We start from the raw sequence: 19785 nt of genomic DNA on the forward strand, positions 1-19785 counted from the left end.
TCTTTCCCCCTCTTTGGCCGCATTGATATGATCATTACACCAATACCCCTATTATAAAGGGAAAAACTTCAGAATATTCTCCTTTTATTCAGCTATTCCCGTTTGAATCATTTCAATATCCAGATCTACCTCGATTGAAATATAAGGATATGCCTTCTCCCAATGTTCCTGATCGAAATTTCTTGTACTACTTTTAGCATGATCACCGATTGCAATCGGATCGATATTGTTCTCCTGAAACATGGCTACCATCTCATTTAATTTTTTTCCAATGACATGCTCGGCCCTGGCCTCTATTTTATTCAGGTCGACCTCTTTGCCCAAGTCATAGCCTTGGACCTCCAGCAGACTCGCTTTTAATTTCACTTCAATCCTGACCTTAGGGTCTTGATTTGCATCCGAAATATGATAATGGACACGTGACTCCACGTTATTGATATCTGTAAAATCATTTTCCTTCCATTTAATTTCATAACTCCCCATCCTAAAGTTTTCAGTAAGGACTTTAAATAAAAATCCGTCCTCATATGGAATATATTTACCAATATAACGATCCTTTTTAAACAGGGCGATCCCTTTTACCCTTATTTGGTCCCCTGCCGTTTCCAATAAGGGCAAGACCGGATCGATTCCTTTACCATGACACGCATATAAATACCTGTGAAGATCCACATTAGGTAAATTAGTCTTTATATTCTGTTCGATCAGTTCTTTCACTTGAACCCCTGGAGTTTTAATCAACTTCGGCTCCATTTTAACTACATCCTCCGCTTTGCCATGAACGACCGCTAAATACAAATTCCTTCCCACCATTGGGTCACGCCTATATGTATCGACATAATCATTCAACCCATTGCCTGCCAATTCTTCACCATAGAGAATGACCGTCAGTCTACCACCGACAATCGGGTATGGCGTTTTTGCATTTTTCTGCTGACGGGCTGCCTTTATATCATGGGAGACCGCTTCATATACTTCTTTACCTAGATTTGCTTCCTTCCCAGGCTGAGGCACGCTGACAACGACCGTACCTTTGATCTTTTTGCCTTCGGCATCATCATAACCTACGACTTCAGCAATTAAAATATCTTCTAATATTTGTTTTTCCACGCCGCAAGCCGTCATCAGGAAACTTGCCAATATTATCAAGATAAGTGGGATTTTCACGATTTATGCCCCCTGACTTTATAGACAATCGACTGCCATATGAATAAGAGAGGAAGATACAAATAAATGATATAAAAACCAATTTCCGAACTTATCGTGTTAAACTTATCGATTCTATAGCGGTTATCCAAGAAAATGCAGGAAACTAAAATGATCAGCAGAATGAAGACCAACATCTTTCTTTGCCTTAGTCCAAATACTCTTTTAGCTGTCCTGCTCGCTGCCCAGACCCCTATGCAAACATTCGGCAGCACCATGAACAGCCAAACGGAAATCCCTATGTATTCGAACCTTTCAATGAATGGAAGGTCTACAATTTTCCATAACGTCAAAGTTGCCCATATAACATCTTTCAGTTGATCTTGATGATAGTAGGCTAATGAAACAATGATGGATACTAAATATATCGTCATAGTAAACACCGCCCCTAAATGGGCCCACTTTTGAGATTTTTCACGGTTTTTAATGAAAGGGTAATAAATGAGGAGTAATTCAAAACCAAGGTAATTCAGGGTCATTTTCTTACAGGCCTTCATGATTTCCAAAAAGGAATGATCAAGAAAAGGACCCAAATTTTCAAAGTGGGCGTATTTCAATGGGAAATAATTCAAAAGGAATAATGGCGATCCGATAATAAGTCCGATTATGCAAAAACCGGTGATGACCCTGAACCCTCCCTCCACAAAGCTATAGACGAGAATAAGAATGATGGTTATTAGCATCAGGATATTGACACCAGGGAACATCCAAACCTGAATGACTTCTAAATAAGTCCTGATAAGAATGACGGAAATCATTATAAAGTAGAGGATGAATAAAACATTGAAAGCATTTCCGACCCAATTACCGAACAAATCCTTGTGGATGGCGACTAAATCAAGGGTTTGGGGACCCCTGCCTAAAAGCTTGAAACACATCCAAAGCAGAACATTTATGATTAACCCTGATATGAGTACAGATAACCATGCATCTTGACCAGCCTCTTTCGCTATGACCCGTTCAAACCCCAATATCCCTACCCCAATCTGCATGCCGGGCATGAGAAAAAAAACAAAAAATGGAGATATTAGTTTAGTTTCATTTGGTTTGACTTCCATACCTTCTCACCGCTTTCTACACCTTATTCATCAATATCACCATGGGAGTTTCGCTCTTCCGCCTCCTTCCTTATCCTTAGTGGATTTTCCGTCCGCAGAAATTGCGGGCGTTTTTTCTGCTTTGAAAAAGGGAGGCGAATGAGACTATCTTTAAAGTCATGAATTCTTAATGGGTAAAGCGGATCTAAATAAGGACTGCCAAGCGAAGTCAATTTCAATAAATGACTTAAAATGAATGCACTACATAAAGCTATTCCAAACAGACCGTATAACTGGGCAGCAATTAGAAAAGGGAAGCGGATAAGGCGAATGGTATTACTGATTTGGTAAATCGGCACCGTAAATGAAGCCAAGGCAGCCAAAGCGACAAGCATCAGTAAGACATTACTGACAAATCCAGCTTCCACAGCGGCTGTACCGATGACTATACCGCCAACAATACCAATGGTGGAACCAACCTTAGCAGGCAGCCTGACCGCTGCTTCCCTCAGCAATTCAATTGTCCCTTCCAGCAAGATAGCCTCCAAGATCGGCGGAAAAGGAATCACTCCCCTTGATGAAATTAAGATTGGCAGCAAATCCGTTGGAATCACTTGATAATGATAGGTTAAAACGGCAACATACAGAGGTGAAGATAAAACGGAAAACAGCACTGCGAAAAGCCGAATCAAACGGAATGAGGTGCCGAGATTCCAAATTTGAAAATAATCTTCAAATGACGAAAAGAACGAAATGATGGTGTTTGGACCAACTAATGCATGTGGAGATCCGTCCAGCATGATCCCAATTTTCCCTTCCGATAATACACTGGCCAGATGATCAGGCCGCTCCGTATCAATCAGTTGCGGAAACATCGAATTTCGATTATCCGTGATCATCTGGCTTACAAACGAAATATCGACGATCGTATCATAATCTATATCTTCTATCCTCTGCATGACTGTATTAACGATCTGTTGATTTACTATCCCATCTATATAGAGTACCGCTAACCTTGTTTGCGAGATGCTGCCGACCCTTAATTCCTTGGACTGCAATTCAGGGGTGGGCAACCGGTTACGGATCAGATTCAAATTCGAATCAAGCGATTCAACAAATGCCTCCTTGGACCCAACGACCGTATACTCCGACTCGGGTGTGGAAACTTGCCTTTTCACACTATGAACACATGGAATCAACAAACACATTTCATCATCTTGCTTGTATTGAACCATGATTGTTCCTGCCAAAACCAACCTTTGGATGTCTTTTAGATCAGCTGTCAATTTCATATCTTCAATTGGAATATCGCCTTTTAATTGCTTAAGATCCTTCTTTGGTTGATTCGACATGACAGCCAATACTTGTTCATGAAGCTGTTGTACACTAACCAGTGAATTGAAGTAGGAAATAGTGTAGCCATCATCATTCGGGAATTGGAAGGTAAGAAAATCATTAGATGCTTTAAACTTTTTAAGGAGTTCCTGAAAATCCTTGGAAGTGACCTGAAAGGATGCTGCATCCATTTTCCTCCCGCCCTTAAAAAATCTCACCATCCCACCCCCATTTCCTTCTTAAAGTTTTTCGTTCATTCGATTATTGTAACCACCCTATTTAAAGTTAGTCATGATCCACCTATATCTTTAAAATAGGAAAAGACCTATCCGGAAACCACCGGATAAGCCTTTACGTTTTAATTCTTTAATGAATACCAATTACCTTGGACTTGGAAAAATGCGTGTTACTAAATCACGGAACTCATCAGCGAATCCTGCAACAGGTTTTCCATTCTGAATATCATTGGCATACCCTTTCATCCTTTGAACAAAGTCCGGGTTTGTCGACACATAAACTTGGTCCACCGAAGGATCGGCTCCCCTTACTGCATCAGCAATCCTATCTTTAAGGTCATTTGAGATATCCTTATCCCCGCCGTCTTTCAATACTGCCCCTACATAGGCATTATTATCAGTAACGATGACACTTGCGTTACTTACTTCCTTCAAGGCTTCGACCCGGTTTGAGATATCCTCGGAGACCCTCATATCGTTTATGCCATTATCATTGTTGTCATTATTATCATTAACGTTATCATTAACGTTTTGCCTTGTATCGCTTACATTCATCGGATTATCCAAATTATCTTGATGGGTACGATTCAGGCCAAGATTTTCACTGGCACCTTCTTTATTATTATATGAACAACCTGTAATCACTAAAGCCATCATCACACTTGATACTATCGCTTTATAATTCATAATCTTCACTCCTCTAAATCGTTTAACATTACTATTTACGAGGAGAGGATAGATTATTCAGAAGAAGTGATTTTCAAGCCGATAATCCCCACTAAAATTAATCCGACGAATACCAAACGCATCGCATCCTTAGGCTCGTTAAATACGATGATGCCAACCAGAACAGCCCCAAGAGCCCCTATTCCGGTCCAAATTGCATACGCTGTTCCCATAGGCAGGGTTTTTATCGCCGATGATAAAAAATAAAAACTAATGACCATACCGGCAATCGTTATGATAGAAGGCAATAATTTCGTAAAACCCTCAGTATACTTTAAACTTGTCGCCCATACCACTTCAAATAATCCGGCAATCACCAATTGAATCCAAGCCACCTTTTTTCCCTCCAATTACAGAAAAAGCCCGAAAGGTCATAATTCATAACCTCCCGGGCTTTTTTCCCTCCGTGTACGCAGATTCCTGCGCGTTTCTCTTGGACCATTCCGGTAAAATTCAACCGAGGAACCCTAGAAACTCATTATTCCCATACTATCATGTACATTTCAAATCGGTCAAACATTTATGCATTGCTTCTGTTTCTAGACTTCCACTTGTCACCTTTTATTGAAAACCAAATATTTTTAAAGGGTTCAGGTATTTCTTTAGCCGCATCAACCGTATATTGAACGGCCTCTTTTTTATATTGAACATCTTCAGTGATTTCTTGCTGTGTCATGGCGAGTTGGTCCGTCTCCGATTTAATTTGGTCCGTTTTGGCCTGGATACGCGTAACGGTTTCAGTCACATTTTCAATTGTCGGTTTGGAATCCTTAAATGTTTTAAAAGCAAAAAACGCTAAATAGATAATCGAGCCGATAAAGAGGGCAAGACTAATATATACAATGATCACCTAGATTCCTCCTTTTATTTTACCTTTACTATACCCGTAATAATTGGGCAGAAAACGAATCCCCATGTATTTTCTCTTATCCCTGCTCATATTATTGATAGAAAAAGGAGGAATGAAAATGAATCAAATGCCTCTGCTTAAAGCCTGTTTTAAAGCTGGAATGCACTACATTAGACATCTGACCATACAGCAGGCTGCCACTATTGCAGGAATCATTTTTTTAATCATTCATCCAGAAGTTTTCAGCCCGATTTGGCTTACATTGGCAACCTCCGTCTTGATTCTGCTCCTGCTTTGAAGAATATTAGTGACCTCCCGCACACTGGTTGAGTTATCGAGTTCTTCGCTAACATCCCCATCCAGATCAGGAGAACACCGAGGATATGCAACTACATTCCTCTCTTGATCTTAGAAGAACGTTCCTGCACGAATCAAGCTGCCATGGAGATTCGAAAAGTAGAACTGCTTCTATTCATACTATCATATGGAAGTATATACAGTGGAAAACACTATTTCCGCTCTTCTGAAATTTCGGCATTGAATTGAAAATCTGCACACTTAAATTTCAAACTCTTCATAATGATGGACTATTAAGTTTAATCAATCGATTGATTAAAAAGGAACCCCCTTGTGACATCAGCACTTCCCTCCCACTTATCTATTGAATACACTACATTCACCATTTTATCAAATGGAAAACTATTAGAAAATTAGAAAATTTGTGTATAATTAGGTTATATTCATTAACTCTTAAGGAGGAATCATAGTCATGGATACTCTCATTCAACAGTTCAGGAATTTGCCCACCACGGCGATTTCCGATGCAATGGAAGGGCTGAGCAATCTGGAATCAGCGATTAAACCCTTAAAGGAAGAATTTCATATGGCCGGACGAGCTTTGACTGTACAGATGCCCGTTGGTGATAATTCAGCCGTGTTAAAAGCGATCGGCGAAGCCAAGCCTGGGGATATAATAGTCGTTGACAGCAAAGGTGATACATACCGGGCTATAGCAGGAGACTTCGTAGTCGGCATGATGCAGACCATGGAAATTGGCGGCCTCGTTGTTGATGGAGTCATTCGCGATCTAGAAGCAATTAAAGAACTGAATTTCCCTGTTTTCAGCAAAGGGACGACGGTTGCCTCTAGCGGCAAGGCAGGTGTAGGCGAAACCAATGTCCCCATTTCCTGTGGAGGTGTCACCGTATTTCCAGGGGACATCATCATTGGGGACATAGATGGAGTCGTGGTCGTGCCGCAAGCCAAGGGTGAAGAAATCCTGGTCAAAGCAAAGGATAAAATCATGAAAGACGAACAGCGTGCAGAAAAATACGCAGGGAAGCCTGATGAAATTAGAAAGTATATTGCCATGATGACCAATAAAGGATGACGCATATAAAAAAACAGGCAGGAAGCGATGGCTTCCTGCCTGTTCTTTTCATTAGCCTTATTTAGCGGTCTTATCTTCCTTTGAAGCCTCTTCATCATAAGTGTAATCATAATCAGTAGGATCAATCGGTTTAAAGCCGTTTGGAGTATAGAAACGGAGTAAGTCACCGTTCACTACTTGGTCGGATAAATTGAGCATCGTTTCAGCTCTCTTTTTATAATTGAGGATGTCATCATTTTCCTCGACCAATTCCCCTGTTTTAGTATCGTAGTATTTCCCTTTAATGGCAGTGACATCCGGTGTAACAAAATCACCATTCCTAAAAGGTACCACTTCATTATGATCTTTTGACAATAAATCGGAACCGAATTGTACATAATCTTTAGATTCGATACCTAACAGATGCAATAAAGTAGGGAGAAGGTCGATCTGTCCTCCGTATTGGTGCATTTCCCCGCCTTCAACACCCGGAACATGAATCAATAATGGTACACGTTGCAATTGGGCATTCTCAAATGCGCCAACATCCTTGCCAAGCACTTTTGACATGGCTTCTTTATGGTTTTCTGAAATACCATAGTGATCACCATACATAACGATTACCGAGTTATCATATAGACCGGATTCCTTCAGATAAACGAAAAACTCTTTAAGCGCCTCATCGGCATAGCGTGCAGTCTGGAAGTAATTATCTACGGAAGCATCGCCTGTCGTTTGCTTACCGATTGTTGCTTTTTCCTGGTCCATCGCATATGGGAAATGATGAGATACCGTTATGAATTTTGTATAGAAAGGCTGTTTAAGCGTTTCTAACATTGGAATCGATTCCTTGAAGAAAGGCTTATCCATTAACCCATAACTCAGTACTTCCTCTTTATTTTCCATATTATAATGGTTAGCATCAAAGAACTGATTAAATCCAAGAGACTTATACATTTTATCCCGGTTCCAGAAAGATTTGTAATTACCATGGAACACAGCAGATGTGTATCCTTGTTGTCCTAAAATCGCTGGTGCTGCTTGATACGTATTTTGGGCACGGTTTGTGAATGCTGCCCCCTGTGGTAAACCGAACAGGGAATTTTCAAGCATGAATTCGGCATCCGCTGTTTTACCTTGGCCCACTTGATGGAAGAAATTATCAAAGCGCATGAAATCCGACTTATCATGTGCAAGTGAGTTCAAGAATGGAGTTACTTCCTCCCCATTCAACTTATAATCGATCAGGAAATTCTGCATCGATTCCAAATGCAGGTAGATAACATTCTTCCCTTTGGCTGCACCAAAATATTTAGGGTTCGGTTCAGCGCTAGTTGCCTTCGTATAGTTGACGACTTCTGCGATATCCGTGCTGTTTGCAGTCGCACGCTGAGCGTATGTTTTAGTATTCTGAACGGCATCATAAACCGTATAGTTGAACATGCCCAAATATTTGACGATATAATTCCGGTCGAATGTTCTTGATAATAATTGCGGGCGATCCTTTTCAGCAAGTCCCAAATTGATTGCGAAAATTGCAAGTCCCGCTAGGTAAACCAATCCAACTGTACGGCGTTTGACTTTGAAGTCTTCCACTTTAAAGTCTTTGAATCTGTACAACACGATCAAAAGAACCGTATCAAGGAAATAAAATACATCATGGCCTTTAAATAATTCTAAAATACTCGGCCCCAAATCCCCGGCATTTTGCACTTGCGTCAAGGTTGGCAATGTAATGAAATCGGTAAATGACCGATAGTATACAATATTGAAAAATAACCATAAGGACATCAATAGGTTCAACCTGATGATCCATTTAAACGATTTTTTGCCTCTAGCCAATAGCGCCAATCCAAAGAATAAAATGGCTGAACTAATTGGGTTTATGAACAGTAAGAACTGTTGCAGGCCATTTTCAATACCTAAGTTAAATTCAACTCGATATCCAATATAAGTTTTTATCCAAAACAAGACTACCGCAATAAAGAAAAAGCCTAGTATGTTATCTGCAAATAAATGCCGGCTTTTTTTTAGAAAATTATTCATGCTTTCACCTCTATTAATCTAGTGGTTTATTTATATAAATTTTTACAAACTTACAAAAGACGGAAAATCGGAAACCCTATAATAGCATTCTTTCACTTGGATAGTCAAGATTGTGATAACCACCTTTTGTCACATCCATAACTCTTCTATCCAGAACGCTTCTTTAGCTTATGAACAAGCCTTTGAAAAAATAACAGAGCTTCGCCCGTCTCGAATGTTCAGCGCACCTATAACAAATATATAGGAACTCCATGTCTTAATCCAATAAATATCACCGTAACTTTTTGTGAAGAATGCGGATGACAGTCGCTAATTAGTTTCACGTCCTTCAGGCTTTTACCATTATAAACGACTCTTTATAAAAAAACCAGTACATTACAAAATATGTAAAGATATAAAGCTTCAATTGTTTAAAGCCATGGATGGATCCAGGATTTCTTTCCCGATGATTCGACAGTTAAAAATGGTTGGCCGGTTACATGGATGCAGCTCTCCTCCGCACTTTTGATATCCCATCCAAAATCCACTCCTTCAAAAGTTTGACTAGCTTATTATTGGGTCCTGCCCCCCTTTGAATCCCATAAAACAACAAATTAGTTTCGCGTAATATCGACATCATTCCCCTTCGGGAAATTTAATTAGCTTTTTCAAATAATTTTTCCTGAAAGTGATGATTATATTGTGTTTATATTTTTACTTTCCAGGATAATTTATCATCCATAAAAGATTCAATTTACCAAATTTCGCTTAAATTACAATTTTAAAATCCCTCCTGGAAACGGAAAGGCTGCAAATGACATTATAATAGGAAGAAACCGAATTTTCCCATATCGGCTGAAGGGTCATTTTCTTTCGATAGCAGCCATATGACCATAGCTGAGCGGTAACAGGCTGAATTATAGGCCTTGTCTTTTCCATTCCCCTTAAGGGTGGTTGTGGCGGCTTATAAGCCTACCTGTTTGCAGGAAATCTTTTCGTCCCTCTGTTAGTATATTTGTTTCATCCAGCTTTATTATAAAAAATAAAAATCCTGTCCTCGATCGAGGACAGGATTCCTTATTCCTATTACTTGATGCCTTCAGAAATTTCTTTAACCATAGCGTCAACAGATTCTAAACCGCCGCCTGATAGGTACCAATAGTTAGGGTCTAGATAAATGATGTTACCTTCTTTAAATGCTTTTGTATTTTTCACAATGTCATTTTCAATAGTTTCTTTTGCTGCAGCTCCATCACCGGCAACCGCATCCCTATCCACAACGAATAGGTAGTCAGGATTCTTTTCAGCGATGTATTCGAAAGAAATACTTTGACCATGTGTCGATACTTCCAATTTATCATCTACTGCAGGCACTCCGAATACATCATGGATGATACCAAATCTTGAATCCGGTCCGTAAGCACTTACTTTTCCACCGCTTGAAAGAACGATTAAACCAGTTTTGTCAGTTGGGGCTTTTTCTTTCAAAGCATTAATGTTTTCTTCAACACTTGCCAATTCTTTAGCTGCTTCGTCTTTTTTATCGAAGATTTTACCTAAAAGTGTTACGTTTTCTTCAAAGGATTCCATATACTTTGTTGTATCCACACCCACAAAAACAGTAGGAGCAATTTTGCTTAATTCTTCATATGCTTCAGATTGACGGCCAGAAATAAGGATTAAGTCAGGAGCAATTTCGTTGATTTTTTCGAAGTCAGGCTCTTTTAATCCGCCGGCATTTTCAGTTGTACCTTCATATTTAGAAAGGTATTCTGGAAGGCCATCATGAGGAACAGCTGCTACGTCCACACCCAGTTTATCAAGAGTATCAAGAGTACCCATATCGAATACAACGACTTTTTCAGGGTTTGTTTTCACTTTCGTTTCGCCTAGTTGGTGCTTAACCGTGATTTCTTCGCTTTTAGCACTTTCTTTTTTCACACTTGATTCTTCTTTTTCCTTATCTGATCCACAAGCTACAGCCACTACAGCCAGCATTGCAATCAAAAGCAGTAAGGATAATTTCTTAATCATTATGGTCACCTCGAAAAATTTTTTATTTAGAATTACATGTTGAATCCTCACCTTCACAGAGTTCACCTTCATCACTTTCCCTGCCATATGAACAGGAGGCGGCTAAAGTCTTGGGCGCCCGCCAACTTAACTGCCTAAGAAGTGTATGAGGTGATTCCGGGAAGGCTGCGAATACTGAAGTAATTTAAAACCAAATGGCATGGTGTTACGTGAAGTACACACAGATCTTATTGTCATTGATGCTTTGGATTTCAATATCCATATCATAGATTTCCTTTAATACTTTGGAATTGATGACTTGCTCGGTAGGTCCATTATGAACAACCTTGCCATCCTTCAATGCAACAATATAGTCGGAATAGCAGGATGCAAAATTAATGTCATGAATGACGATGATGACCGTTTTCCCTAATTCATCTGCCAATCTCCTCAATACTTTCATGATTTGGACCGAATGCTTCATATCAAGATTGTTCAGAGGTTCATCAAGTAGTACATACTCCGTGTCCTGAGCAATAACCATGGCAATGAAGGCCCGCTGTTGCTGCCCGCCGCTAAGCTGGTCAAGAAACTTATCCTGCATGTCGGCAAGTTCCATATATTCAATCGCTTCATCGACGTGTTTCCAATCCTCTTTGGTCAGCTTTCCTTGTGAATAAGGAAAACGGCCAAAGGCGACAAGTTCGCGAATCGTTAAACGAATATTGATGTGGTTAGCCTGCTTTAAGATGGCAATCTTTTTAGCAAGTTCATTGCTATTGAATTCCCCCATATCCTTACCATCGATCAGGACTTCTCCCGAATCCCGGGTAATGAGACGGCTGATCATCGAAAGGACTGTACTTTTCCCCGCTCCATTGGGACCGATGAAGGATGTGATTTTCCCTTTCACTATTTCAATGGAAACATCCTCGACAACCGTTTTACTATTATATTTTTTGAATAACTTTTTCACTTCTACCATGATTTATTCTCCTTTAATAGAAGATAGATGAAATAGACACCGCCGACAAAGTTGATGATGACACTTAGAGTGGTGGAGAACGTAAAGACCCTCTCCACAATGAATTGGCCGCCGACCAGGGCAATCACACTGATTAGCATGGCACCCGGGATGATATGTTTATGCTGATAGGACTTAATGAATTCATAGGCCACATTTGCAACTAGTAATCCGAGGAACGTGATCGGACCGATCAGGGCAGTCGAAATGGAGATTAAAACAGTAACGACGATTAAAACCCGCTTGGTGACAAAATCATAATCCACACCCAAGTTTATGGCTTGGTCCCTCCCGAGGGACATGACATCTAAATATTTCAAAAATCTCATGAAATATATCATTGCCGCTATCATGAGGATAATAGCTAACGTTAACAGGTCCGTGTTGACATTATTGAAGCTGGCGAACATTTTATTTTGAATGATTTGAAACTCATTCGGGTCAATCAATACCTGCATGAATGAAGACATGCTGCCGAATAAGGTTCCGAAGATGATACCGATCAGCAATAGGAAGTAAATATTGCGGTTTTTTTTGAACATGAACTTGAACAGCAGGCTGGAAAAAATAAGCATGGCCGCAAGTGTAATCAGGAAATTGAGATTTTTATTCATGATCATGATATGCGTTGAACCGAAGATGAAAATCACTCCCGTTTGGATCAGCATATACATGGAGTCCAACCCTAAAATGCTCGGTGTCAGGATTTTATTATTCGTGACCGTCTGGAAAATCACCGTTGAAAAAGCTATTGCACAACCAACCACGATGATCGCGATGATTTTAATAACCCTTCTCGGCAGTGCATAATCCCAATTCGGGCCAAGGTCCCAAAAGATATAACCTGCCGTTAAAACTGCTGCAAGAACAGCCAATATAATGATCCTACTTTTATTATTCATATGCCTTTCTCCTCAGTATCAGATAGATAAATATGGCGCTTCCTATCACACCAACCACGAGTCCAATCGGGATTTCAAATGGATATATGAGGATCCTGCCCAGAATATCGCAGAACAATAGGAATACGGCCCCTAGCAATGCTGTATGAGAAAGACTCTTTTTCAAATTGTCACCAAGGTAAAGGGATACAATATTCGGTACGATCAATCCTATGAAAGGAATCGTTCCCACCGTTAACAAAACGACAGTGGAGGATAATGCCACGATGATCAACCCAAAATTGACTATAAACTTATAATTGATTCCTAGATTGATGGCAAACTCTTCACCCATCCCTGCCACAGTGAATTTATTGGCAAAGAAGTATGCGAGAATGACTAGAGGGATACTTACATATATAAGTTCGTACCTTCCCGACATGATCATCGAGAAATCTCCATTCATCCATGTGTTGAGGCTTTGAATCAAATCATATTTATAGGCAAAGAAAGTCGAGATGGATCCGACGATATTCCCAAACATCAAACCAACCAATGGAATGAAAATCGTATCCTTATATTTCACTTGATCAAGAATTTTCATGAACAAGAATGTACCTGCCAAAGCGAATATGAAAGCGAATGCCATTTTCTCAATAAGTGCTGCCGATGGAAAAATGATAATGGCAAGAAGAAGTCCAAGCCGTGCAGAATCCATGGTTCCGGCAGTCGTCGGGGAAACAAATTTATTGCGGCTCAATTGCTGCATGATCAGACCGCTTATGCTCATCACGATACCGGCAATGACTATGGTCACCATTCTAGGGAAACGGCTTTGCAGCATGATTTGCACTTTATCATCACTTAAATCCAATAAATCCAGGGGAGTAATATCTTTTACACCAATGAATAATGACGTAAATGATAAAACAATTAACGCCATGACTAGATATCTTATCTTCATCTACATTTCCTACTCTTCCTATCTCATTTAATACAGCGATAATATTTTCAATTAAATATATTTGAATGAAGACTATCACAAAGTCACCTATTAAAATGGAAATCATGAAGTTGCAATAGTTACAAGGTCTTCCCAATCGTGATAATGAGATTCATTATCATTAACTCTTATTCTATCATTTCTCGGACATGTGTCAATATATACAAGGGAATTACTTTGATATTCTCACAATAGTCATATTGTAATGAATTTGGATGAACCAATCATGCATTTCGTTACAGGAAGTGATAAAATCAAAATAACAAATATTTACTCTTCCAATGAAAGAAGCGATATGATGAAAAACTTGCTATCCAAAGTGTTCTCAAAAAAGGCGAAAATCCAGATTGAATTTTGCCAAAATAATCTTGACCGCTTCCTTAATGAAAAAACAGTTGCTGATTATGGTAAGTTCTTGGCGAATCCAATGATTCAATATAAGGAGTATGAATGTTTGAGTGAGTGTAAACTTTGTAAGAAAACCCCCTATGCGAAAGTGAACGGCCACGTAATGAATGGCGAAGATTCACAGGATCTTTTAAATAAGCTACATGATGAATTGAAATGATACGGGCCAAGCAAATTGCTTGATCCGTATCATTTTGACTTTCCACCTGTAATTATGCAGAATACAGGTGATGAACATCTATTAAAAGGAATTGCGAATCATGCCATGGAATCATTCATCTAGTCGTTACTTCCTGTTTTTCACTATTTCCTACGTTTTCACTGTATAAATTGCTTAATATATGATAATTTATGGAAAAAGATAGACAGGAGGACGTCCATGAAAAAAATCATTCCTACCATCGTTTCAGCCGTAACACTAAGTCTTGTCACTGGTTTGCCTGGCCCCATAGCCGAAGCAGAAGAATTCACCCCTTATTATGGAAATGGTCCAAGCTACATTCAACCAGATAACCTCTCCCACCTTTTCCCTGAACCTAATGTGTCTTTTAACACCCCTGCCTTTAAACAAAACAAAATCGCCTTTACGAGCCAGGAAGAAATGTTGGATCATATCAAGTCCCTTTCCCATAAAAACAAGTACATCCAGTTCAAGACGATAGGCAAATCCACAGAAGGACGCGACATCCCGATGCTTCTTTTCAGTAAGGATTCAAAAAGACCGAATAAGGATTCCCATAAGCCATTGGTTTGGATTCAAGGTCAGATCCATGGCAATGAACCCGCTTCAGGTGAATCAACATTAGTCCTTGCACAATGGCTGGCTGAAGGCAAGCTTGGTGATGTTCTCGATAAAGTGAATGTTGCCATCGTTCCACGCGTCAATCCTGATGGCTCTTATTATTTCAAACGATATACCGCAAATGACATGGATGCGAATAGGGACTACTTAAAAGTGGAATATCCAGAAGTACAGACGATTCATCAGTCAATCGATGATTATGAACCGGAAGTCATTCTGGATGTACATGAATATACAGTGAATCCCGCCCCCCTGAAAAAAGTGGGAGCAAAAGGATCGATCGCTTCCTATGATTTACTCATCTCCTCAGCCAAGAATTTAAATATTCCCAAACAGCTTCGAAAAGCTTCCGATGAACTGCTTTTACCTAATGTTTTTAAAGCATTGGAAAAAGAAAAGCTTTCGTACCACGATTACTATACACTGGCCACTTCTGATGATGGAGTCCTTACCGCCACGGAAGGAAGCACAGAAGCCCGGATTGGCCGAAATGCCCTCGGTTTGAAAAATACAATGACCTATTTAATTGAAACGAGGGGAATCAATATCGGCCGTACGGATTTTAAACGACGTGTTTTTGCTCAAGCTACTGCTCAGGCAGCCTTCATCAAAACGACAGCCGAACAGGCCGGTAAAGTTAAAAAGGCCGTTAAACAGGCCGAAACTGAAGTCGTCCAAAAAGGGCGAAAAGCAAATGATCATGATAAAATTGTCATCACAAGTGAAAATAAATTGGTTAAGGATCAAAAATTGACAGTAGTCGATTTAGCGACAGCTAAAATGGCCGATGCCTCCATCGATTGGCTGGATTCTACCGATGCCTACCCTACCCTTGTTAGGGATCGTCCTACAGCCTATATCCTTCCACCCGTATATAAAAATATCGCCAAGAAACTTCAGCTATTAGGAGTAGAAGTTAAACAATTAAAAAAACCTATGAAAATAGCTGTTGAAAGCTATAGTGTCAAGGATTTAAACGTTTCCGCTGAACTGGAAAGCGGACATTCCACAAGGGAAATCACGACCACCGTTACTTCAACAACCCGGGACTTCCCAAAAGGAAGCTATGTTTTCGACATGGCCCAGCCTGATGCCAACTTCATCCCCCTTGCCCTCGAACCTGAAGGCATTGACAGCTATGTGACATTTAATTTCATCCCGGCTGAAAAAGGAAAAGAACTGCCGATTTACCGCTATATGCAGCCGTCTTCCTTACCAATTAAATGATGCATAGTATCTAAATGGCGCTTTGGCAGCTTTCATTGCCAATGCGTTTTTTAGTTTTCACCCTCCTTTGTTCATGTGGGGCGATGCGCCTGACATGATTTCTTGAATGCGACGACAAGTTTTGAATATACATATAAACGGAAAATGTGTTTTTAGAGGAGGAAAATCATTGAACCAACATGTACAATTGGAAATCAATCGCCTTGTTCATCGCCTGAAACAAGACCAATCCGCTGATGGTTCGTGGAATTATCCCTTTGACACCGGGATAACGGCAGATGCCTATATGATCATATTATTGAAAATTTTAGATATGGAAGATGCTGCTCTTATAGATGCTTTAGTAAAAAGAATTGAAAGCAAGCAAACGGAGAACGGTTCATGGAAACTTTTCCATGATGAGAAGGACGGCAATGTTACGGTTACGATCGAGGCTTATTATGGCCTTCTTTATAGCGGACTCCGCAATAAGAACGATCCCCATATGAGGAAAGCCCAACAATTCATTCTTTCCAAGGGTGGCATCAAACAGGCCAAAATGTTAACGAAAATGATGCTTACTGTCACCGGACAATATCCATGGCCGCGCCTGTTCCCCATTCCTCTCGAAGTGGTCTTGCTTCCTCCCACCTTTTTCGTCAGCATTTATGATCTTTCCGTATATGGGCGGGTCAACATGATTCCATTGCTATTGCTAGGCCATAAAAAGTTTCAGATCAAAACCCCGGACACGCCAAGTTTAAAAGAATTATTTCAAACAAGGGAGGACCTTTCCGAAGAGCATGTGTGGGAAGAGTATCGTACCGAAGAATATCGTTCCTTCTTCTCCAAACTTCAAAATGGCGTCAAAACTTTGATTGGCTATCCCGATTATTTACATTCCCTAGCCTTGGATTCAACGAAAAGGTTCATGCTCGATAGGCTGGAACCAGACGGGACACTGTACAATTATTTCGGTTCAACCTTTTTCATGATCTTTGCCCTCCTTTCAATTGGATATTCAAAAAAGGATCCAGTGATTCTAAAGGCCATTGCCGGTCTGAAGGGGATGGCCTGCTCCATTGAGGGACACACACATATCCAGCTCACGACGCCCCAAGTTTGGAATACCTCCTTAATAAGCTACGCCCTTCAAGAAGCTGGCATACCTTCCAAAGACCCAACGGTCAAGGCCGCCAATCAGTACTTACTGTCACGCCAGCATTATATGTATGGCGATTGGCTGATCCATAATCCTAACGCGATTCCAGGCGGCTGGGGGTTCTCGGATTTCAATACCATGAATCCGGATGTCGATGATACGACCGCCTCACTGCGGGCGCTGGCTAAGCAACTTCAAGAAAAACCTGATAATCGGGACAGTTGGGAGCGCGGTGTCTCCTTCACGATATCCATGCAAAATGATGATGGCGGATTTCCAGCCTTCGAAAGGAATAACGATCATAAATGGTTGCATCTTCTTCCTATTGAGGGTTCGAAATATCTCCTGACTGACCCTTCTACCGCTGATTTGACAGGAAGAACGCTCGAATTTCTGGGGAACTATATAAATATGAAGAAGCCGGAAGAGCTCAGTAAAAGAGCGGTGGATTGGCTATTGGAAGACCAGAAGCGTGACGGCTCCTGGTATGGGCGCTGGGGCATCTGCTATCTATATGGCACATGGTCTGCACTGACCGGAATGAAGGCAGCAGGGCAAGCCACTGGACATCCATCCATCCAAAAAGCCTTAACTTGGTTGAAGAAAATTCAAAATGAAGATGGTGGCTGGGGTGAATCTTGTTACAGTGATATTAAGCAACGATACATCCCCCTCGGAGAAAGTACACTGACACATACAGCTTGGGCTGTGGATGCGTTAATATCGGCATCCGAAAAGCCGACAGCCGAAATGGAAAAAGGCATTGCCTATCTCATCCGTGCAGGTCAACAGGACAGCTGGACCAATGATTATCCTGCAGGCCAGGGAATGGCCAATTTTTTGTATATGCATTATCATAGCTATCGCTATATTTATCCCCTTTTAGCCTTAAGTCATTACAATAAAAAATACCTGAAGACTTAATTCCAGTTTTTTTATCATATAAAGGTGAATATGTGGATTACCTGTGGAAAAGTAGTGAATAACACCGGAGAGTTATCCACAATCCGAGGTTATCCACATTCATTTATCCGTAAATGTGCTAAAAGCAAGAAATTTTCCGTCATATTTGTTGATTAGTTCATTTCAGATATGTAAGAATGACTTGTTTTATCCATGCTTTGTGGATAGTTTGGGGATGATCACTATTATGCGAAAACTTTATCCAGTTTATCACTATAAAATTCTATGGCCTTAGCATAAGATTGTATGTCTCGATCCTTAGAGGTTTCGGCAATTATCTTTAATAAAGACTCCATTGCAAGATCGTGTTGGCCCAAATTATAAAAAGCCATGGCCCTGAATACCAATAAAGCCTTATGCTCAGGGAACTTCGCCACCCCCGATTCCAATGTCAGTTTTGATTTTTCATATTCCCCTATGGTGCGATATGTGCTTCCCAATCCTAGGTAGGCCCCTTTTGCATCCTCATCCGGCAAACCTAATTTAAGTGCCTCTTCATAATAGGGCACCGCCTTTACCTCAAGTCCGAGAATATCCAAACTCCAGGCACACTGATACTGTATGACTGCATCGCCGGGATTTTGCTTTGCCAGATCCATCAATAATCGATTGGATTTTTTGAACTCTTTCTTTCCTCGTAATGACAGTGCCATTTCCAAATTCCCCATTTATATTCCTCCATTGTATAAGATTCCTTATTCCCCCTATTCGCGATTCCTTTTTTAACTCCTTCATGACCACGAATATTTTCAGAGGTCATCAGCTATACGGTGGTTTCTCTCCCCATCCGCCTCTTCATCTAAGGAAGGTTTCTTCTTCTCCCCTAATTTCGCTTGAGAACCGTAATGGCATAAAAAAAGGATCTGCCATTCGGCAAATCCTTTCATGCACTTTTAGTTCATGATCATTCATAAATCACAGATTACCCTCGATTAATCATCCAATTGGTTTTTCAATACTTTTCCCGTAGTGGCATCCACCACTACATCATATTCCTTTTGTCCTTGTTTTATTTCCAGCTCGTACACAAGGGTGCCATTCTCCGAATCAAGCTCCATGTCCGTTATTTGACCATCCACCGCTTCCAAGGCAATCTTTTCGGCTTGATCACTGCTGATTTTTACAGTTTCCGCCGCTTGTTGTGTGCTCAGATCGTCATCGTCACCGTCTTCCATTTCCTGAGAAAGTATCTCTCCTTTTTCAGCATCAACGTCAACTTCTTGATAGCCTTCTTTCGTTTTAACGGTCATCTCATAGGTCATCGGCTGGTCCCAATCCTTTTCAAATTGAGTAACTTCCCCGCCTAGTTTTTCTGAAATCATTTTGACAGCCTCATCCTCGGATAGGTTACCCTTATTGACTGCAAATACCGCCGTTCCAGCAGCACCGCCGAAAAGTAAAACGGAGGCCATGGACACCGTCATGATCACCTTTTTCCTTTGAATGATACCTTCTTTAATCGTACTCCACTGTTTTTTCATGAATGAATTCCTCCTTTAAGTTGTTACCTTAATAATAAGCATCCTTCATGAAATGAAC

At 40.4% G+C, this 19785-nt stretch carries 18 protein-coding genes and 1 riboswitch; of the genes, 5 read left to right on the forward strand and 13 right to left on the reverse strand.

Translation table 11 applies throughout. The features are described from left to right. Positions 1 to 84 precede the first annotated feature (84 nt). From ACQKFG_RS14515 to ACQKFG_RS14540, 6 genes are all read right to left on the reverse strand, one after another. The gene (locus ACQKFG_RS14515) at positions 85 to 1167 is read right to left on the reverse strand and encodes a Ger(x)C family spore germination protein (protein WP_427560013.1); all 1083 of its coding nucleotides are present in this window, start codon (positions 1165 to 1167) and stop codon (positions 85 to 87) included. Then, a complete protein-coding gene (locus tag ACQKFG_RS14520) occupies positions 1164 to 2264 on the reverse strand; it encodes a GerAB/ArcD/ProY family transporter (RefSeq protein WP_342614785.1) in 1101 nt (366 codons plus the stop codon). Before ACQKFG_RS14520 ends, ACQKFG_RS14515 begins: the two co-directional genes overlap by 4 nt. A gap of 23 nt (positions 2265 to 2287) precedes the next feature. After that, positions 2288 to 3799 carry a spore germination protein gene (locus ACQKFG_RS14525; RefSeq protein ID WP_342614786.1) on the reverse strand — a complete coding sequence of 504 codons (1512 nt, stop codon included), beginning with the start codon at positions 3797 to 3799 and terminating at the stop codon, positions 2288 to 2290. A gap of 159 nt (positions 3800 to 3958) precedes the next feature. Then, complete coding sequence (locus tag ACQKFG_RS14530; protein ID WP_192207008.1) at positions 3959 to 4501, reverse strand: YhcN/YlaJ family sporulation lipoprotein; 543 nt, start codon at positions 4499 to 4501, stop codon at positions 3959 to 3961. A 53-nt stretch (positions 4502 to 4554) separates the two neighbouring features. Further along, the gene (gene sugE / locus ACQKFG_RS14535) at positions 4555 to 4875 is read right to left on the reverse strand and encodes a quaternary ammonium compound efflux SMR transporter SugE (RefSeq protein WP_192207010.1); all 321 of its coding nucleotides are present in this window, start codon (positions 4873 to 4875) and stop codon (positions 4555 to 4557) included. Positions 4876 to 4923: 48 nt separating this feature from the next. Beyond that, a riboswitch (guanidine-I (ykkC/yxkD leader) is annotated at positions 4924 to 5022 on the reverse strand. 38 nt (positions 5023 to 5060) lie between these two features. Next, the gene (locus ACQKFG_RS14540; protein WP_192207012.1) at positions 5061 to 5390 is read right to left on the reverse strand and encodes a DUF948 domain-containing protein; all 330 of its coding nucleotides are present in this window, start codon (positions 5388 to 5390) and stop codon (positions 5061 to 5063) included. 118 nt (positions 5391 to 5508) lie between these two features. Between ACQKFG_RS14540 and ACQKFG_RS14545 the strand changes: the two genes are divergently transcribed. Next, positions 5509 to 5688: a hypothetical protein gene (locus tag ACQKFG_RS14545; RefSeq protein WP_192207014.1), complete on the forward strand. Its 180-nt coding sequence runs from the start codon at positions 5509 to 5511 to the stop codon at positions 5686 to 5688. A gap of 471 nt (positions 5689 to 6159) precedes the next feature. Continuing rightward, a complete protein-coding gene (locus tag ACQKFG_RS14550) occupies positions 6160 to 6780 on the forward strand; it encodes an RraA family protein (RefSeq protein ID WP_427560020.1) in 621 nt (206 codons plus the stop codon). Between the two features lie 57 nt (positions 6781 to 6837). On the opposite strand, the gene ACQKFG_RS14555 is transcribed toward ACQKFG_RS14550, so the two are convergent. The 5 genes from ACQKFG_RS14555 to ACQKFG_RS14575 all read right to left on the reverse strand — a co-directional run bounded on the left by ACQKFG_RS14555 (position 6838) and on the right by ACQKFG_RS14575 (position 13666). Continuing rightward, entirely contained in the window at positions 6838 to 8805 is a 1968-nt protein-coding gene (locus ACQKFG_RS14555) for an LTA synthase family protein (RefSeq protein ID WP_427560023.1), read from the reverse strand. 1065 nt (positions 8806 to 9870) lie between these two features. Next, positions 9871 to 10815 carry a siderophore ABC transporter substrate-binding protein gene (locus ACQKFG_RS14560; protein ID WP_427560785.1) on the reverse strand — a complete coding sequence of 315 codons (945 nt, stop codon included), beginning with the start codon at positions 10813 to 10815 and terminating at the stop codon, positions 9871 to 9873. Positions 10816 to 11023: 208 nt separating this feature from the next. Beyond that, complete coding sequence (locus ACQKFG_RS14565) at positions 11024 to 11782, reverse strand: ABC transporter ATP-binding protein (protein ID WP_342614788.1); 759 nt, start codon at positions 11780 to 11782, stop codon at positions 11024 to 11026. Next, complete coding sequence (locus ACQKFG_RS14570) at positions 11776 to 12723, reverse strand: iron chelate uptake ABC transporter family permease subunit (RefSeq protein WP_427560026.1); 948 nt, start codon at positions 12721 to 12723, stop codon at positions 11776 to 11778. The genes ACQKFG_RS14565 and ACQKFG_RS14570 overlap by 7 nt, the downstream gene beginning before the upstream one ends. Then, complete coding sequence (locus ACQKFG_RS14575; RefSeq protein WP_192207023.1) at positions 12716 to 13666, reverse strand: ABC transporter permease; 951 nt, start codon at positions 13664 to 13666, stop codon at positions 12716 to 12718. The genes ACQKFG_RS14570 and ACQKFG_RS14575 overlap by 8 nt, the downstream gene beginning before the upstream one ends. A 265-nt stretch (positions 13667 to 13931) precedes the next feature. Between ACQKFG_RS14575 and ACQKFG_RS14580 the strand changes: the two genes are divergently transcribed. The 3 genes from ACQKFG_RS14580 to shc all read left to right on the forward strand — a co-directional run bounded on the left by ACQKFG_RS14580 (position 13932) and on the right by shc (position 18207). After that, positions 13932 to 14273, forward strand: a complete 342-nt coding sequence (locus tag ACQKFG_RS14580; protein WP_427560029.1) for a DUF1450 domain-containing protein — start codon at positions 13932 to 13934, stop codon at positions 14271 to 14273. Positions 14274 to 14492: 219 nt separating this feature from the next. Continuing rightward, positions 14493 to 16142 carry a M14 family metallopeptidase gene (locus ACQKFG_RS14585; RefSeq protein ID WP_427560032.1) on the forward strand — a complete coding sequence of 550 codons (1650 nt, stop codon included), beginning with the start codon at positions 14493 to 14495 and terminating at the stop codon, positions 16140 to 16142. 169 nt (positions 16143 to 16311) lie between these two features. After that, positions 16312 to 18207 (forward strand): squalene--hopene cyclase, encoded by a 1896-nt coding sequence (shc, locus tag ACQKFG_RS14590; protein ID WP_427560035.1) that lies wholly within the window; start codon positions 16312 to 16314, stop codon positions 18205 to 18207. A 224-nt stretch (positions 18208 to 18431) separates the two neighbouring features. On the opposite strand, the gene ACQKFG_RS14595 is transcribed toward shc, so the two are convergent. After that, positions 18432 to 18914, reverse strand: a complete 483-nt coding sequence (locus tag ACQKFG_RS14595) for a tetratricopeptide repeat protein (RefSeq protein ID WP_427560038.1) — start codon at positions 18912 to 18914, stop codon at positions 18432 to 18434. 264 nt (positions 18915 to 19178) lie between these two features. Next, entirely contained in the window at positions 19179 to 19727 is a 549-nt protein-coding gene (locus ACQKFG_RS14600; RefSeq protein ID WP_427560041.1) for a PepSY domain-containing protein, read from the reverse strand. Positions 19728 to 19785: the final 58 nt, after the last annotated feature.

Origin of the sequence: Peribacillus sp. NPDC076916, assembly GCF_050269675.1 — a bacterium.
GTDB classification, from domain to species: domain Bacteria; phylum Bacillota; class Bacilli; order Bacillales; family DSM-1321; genus Peribacillus; species Peribacillus aracenensis.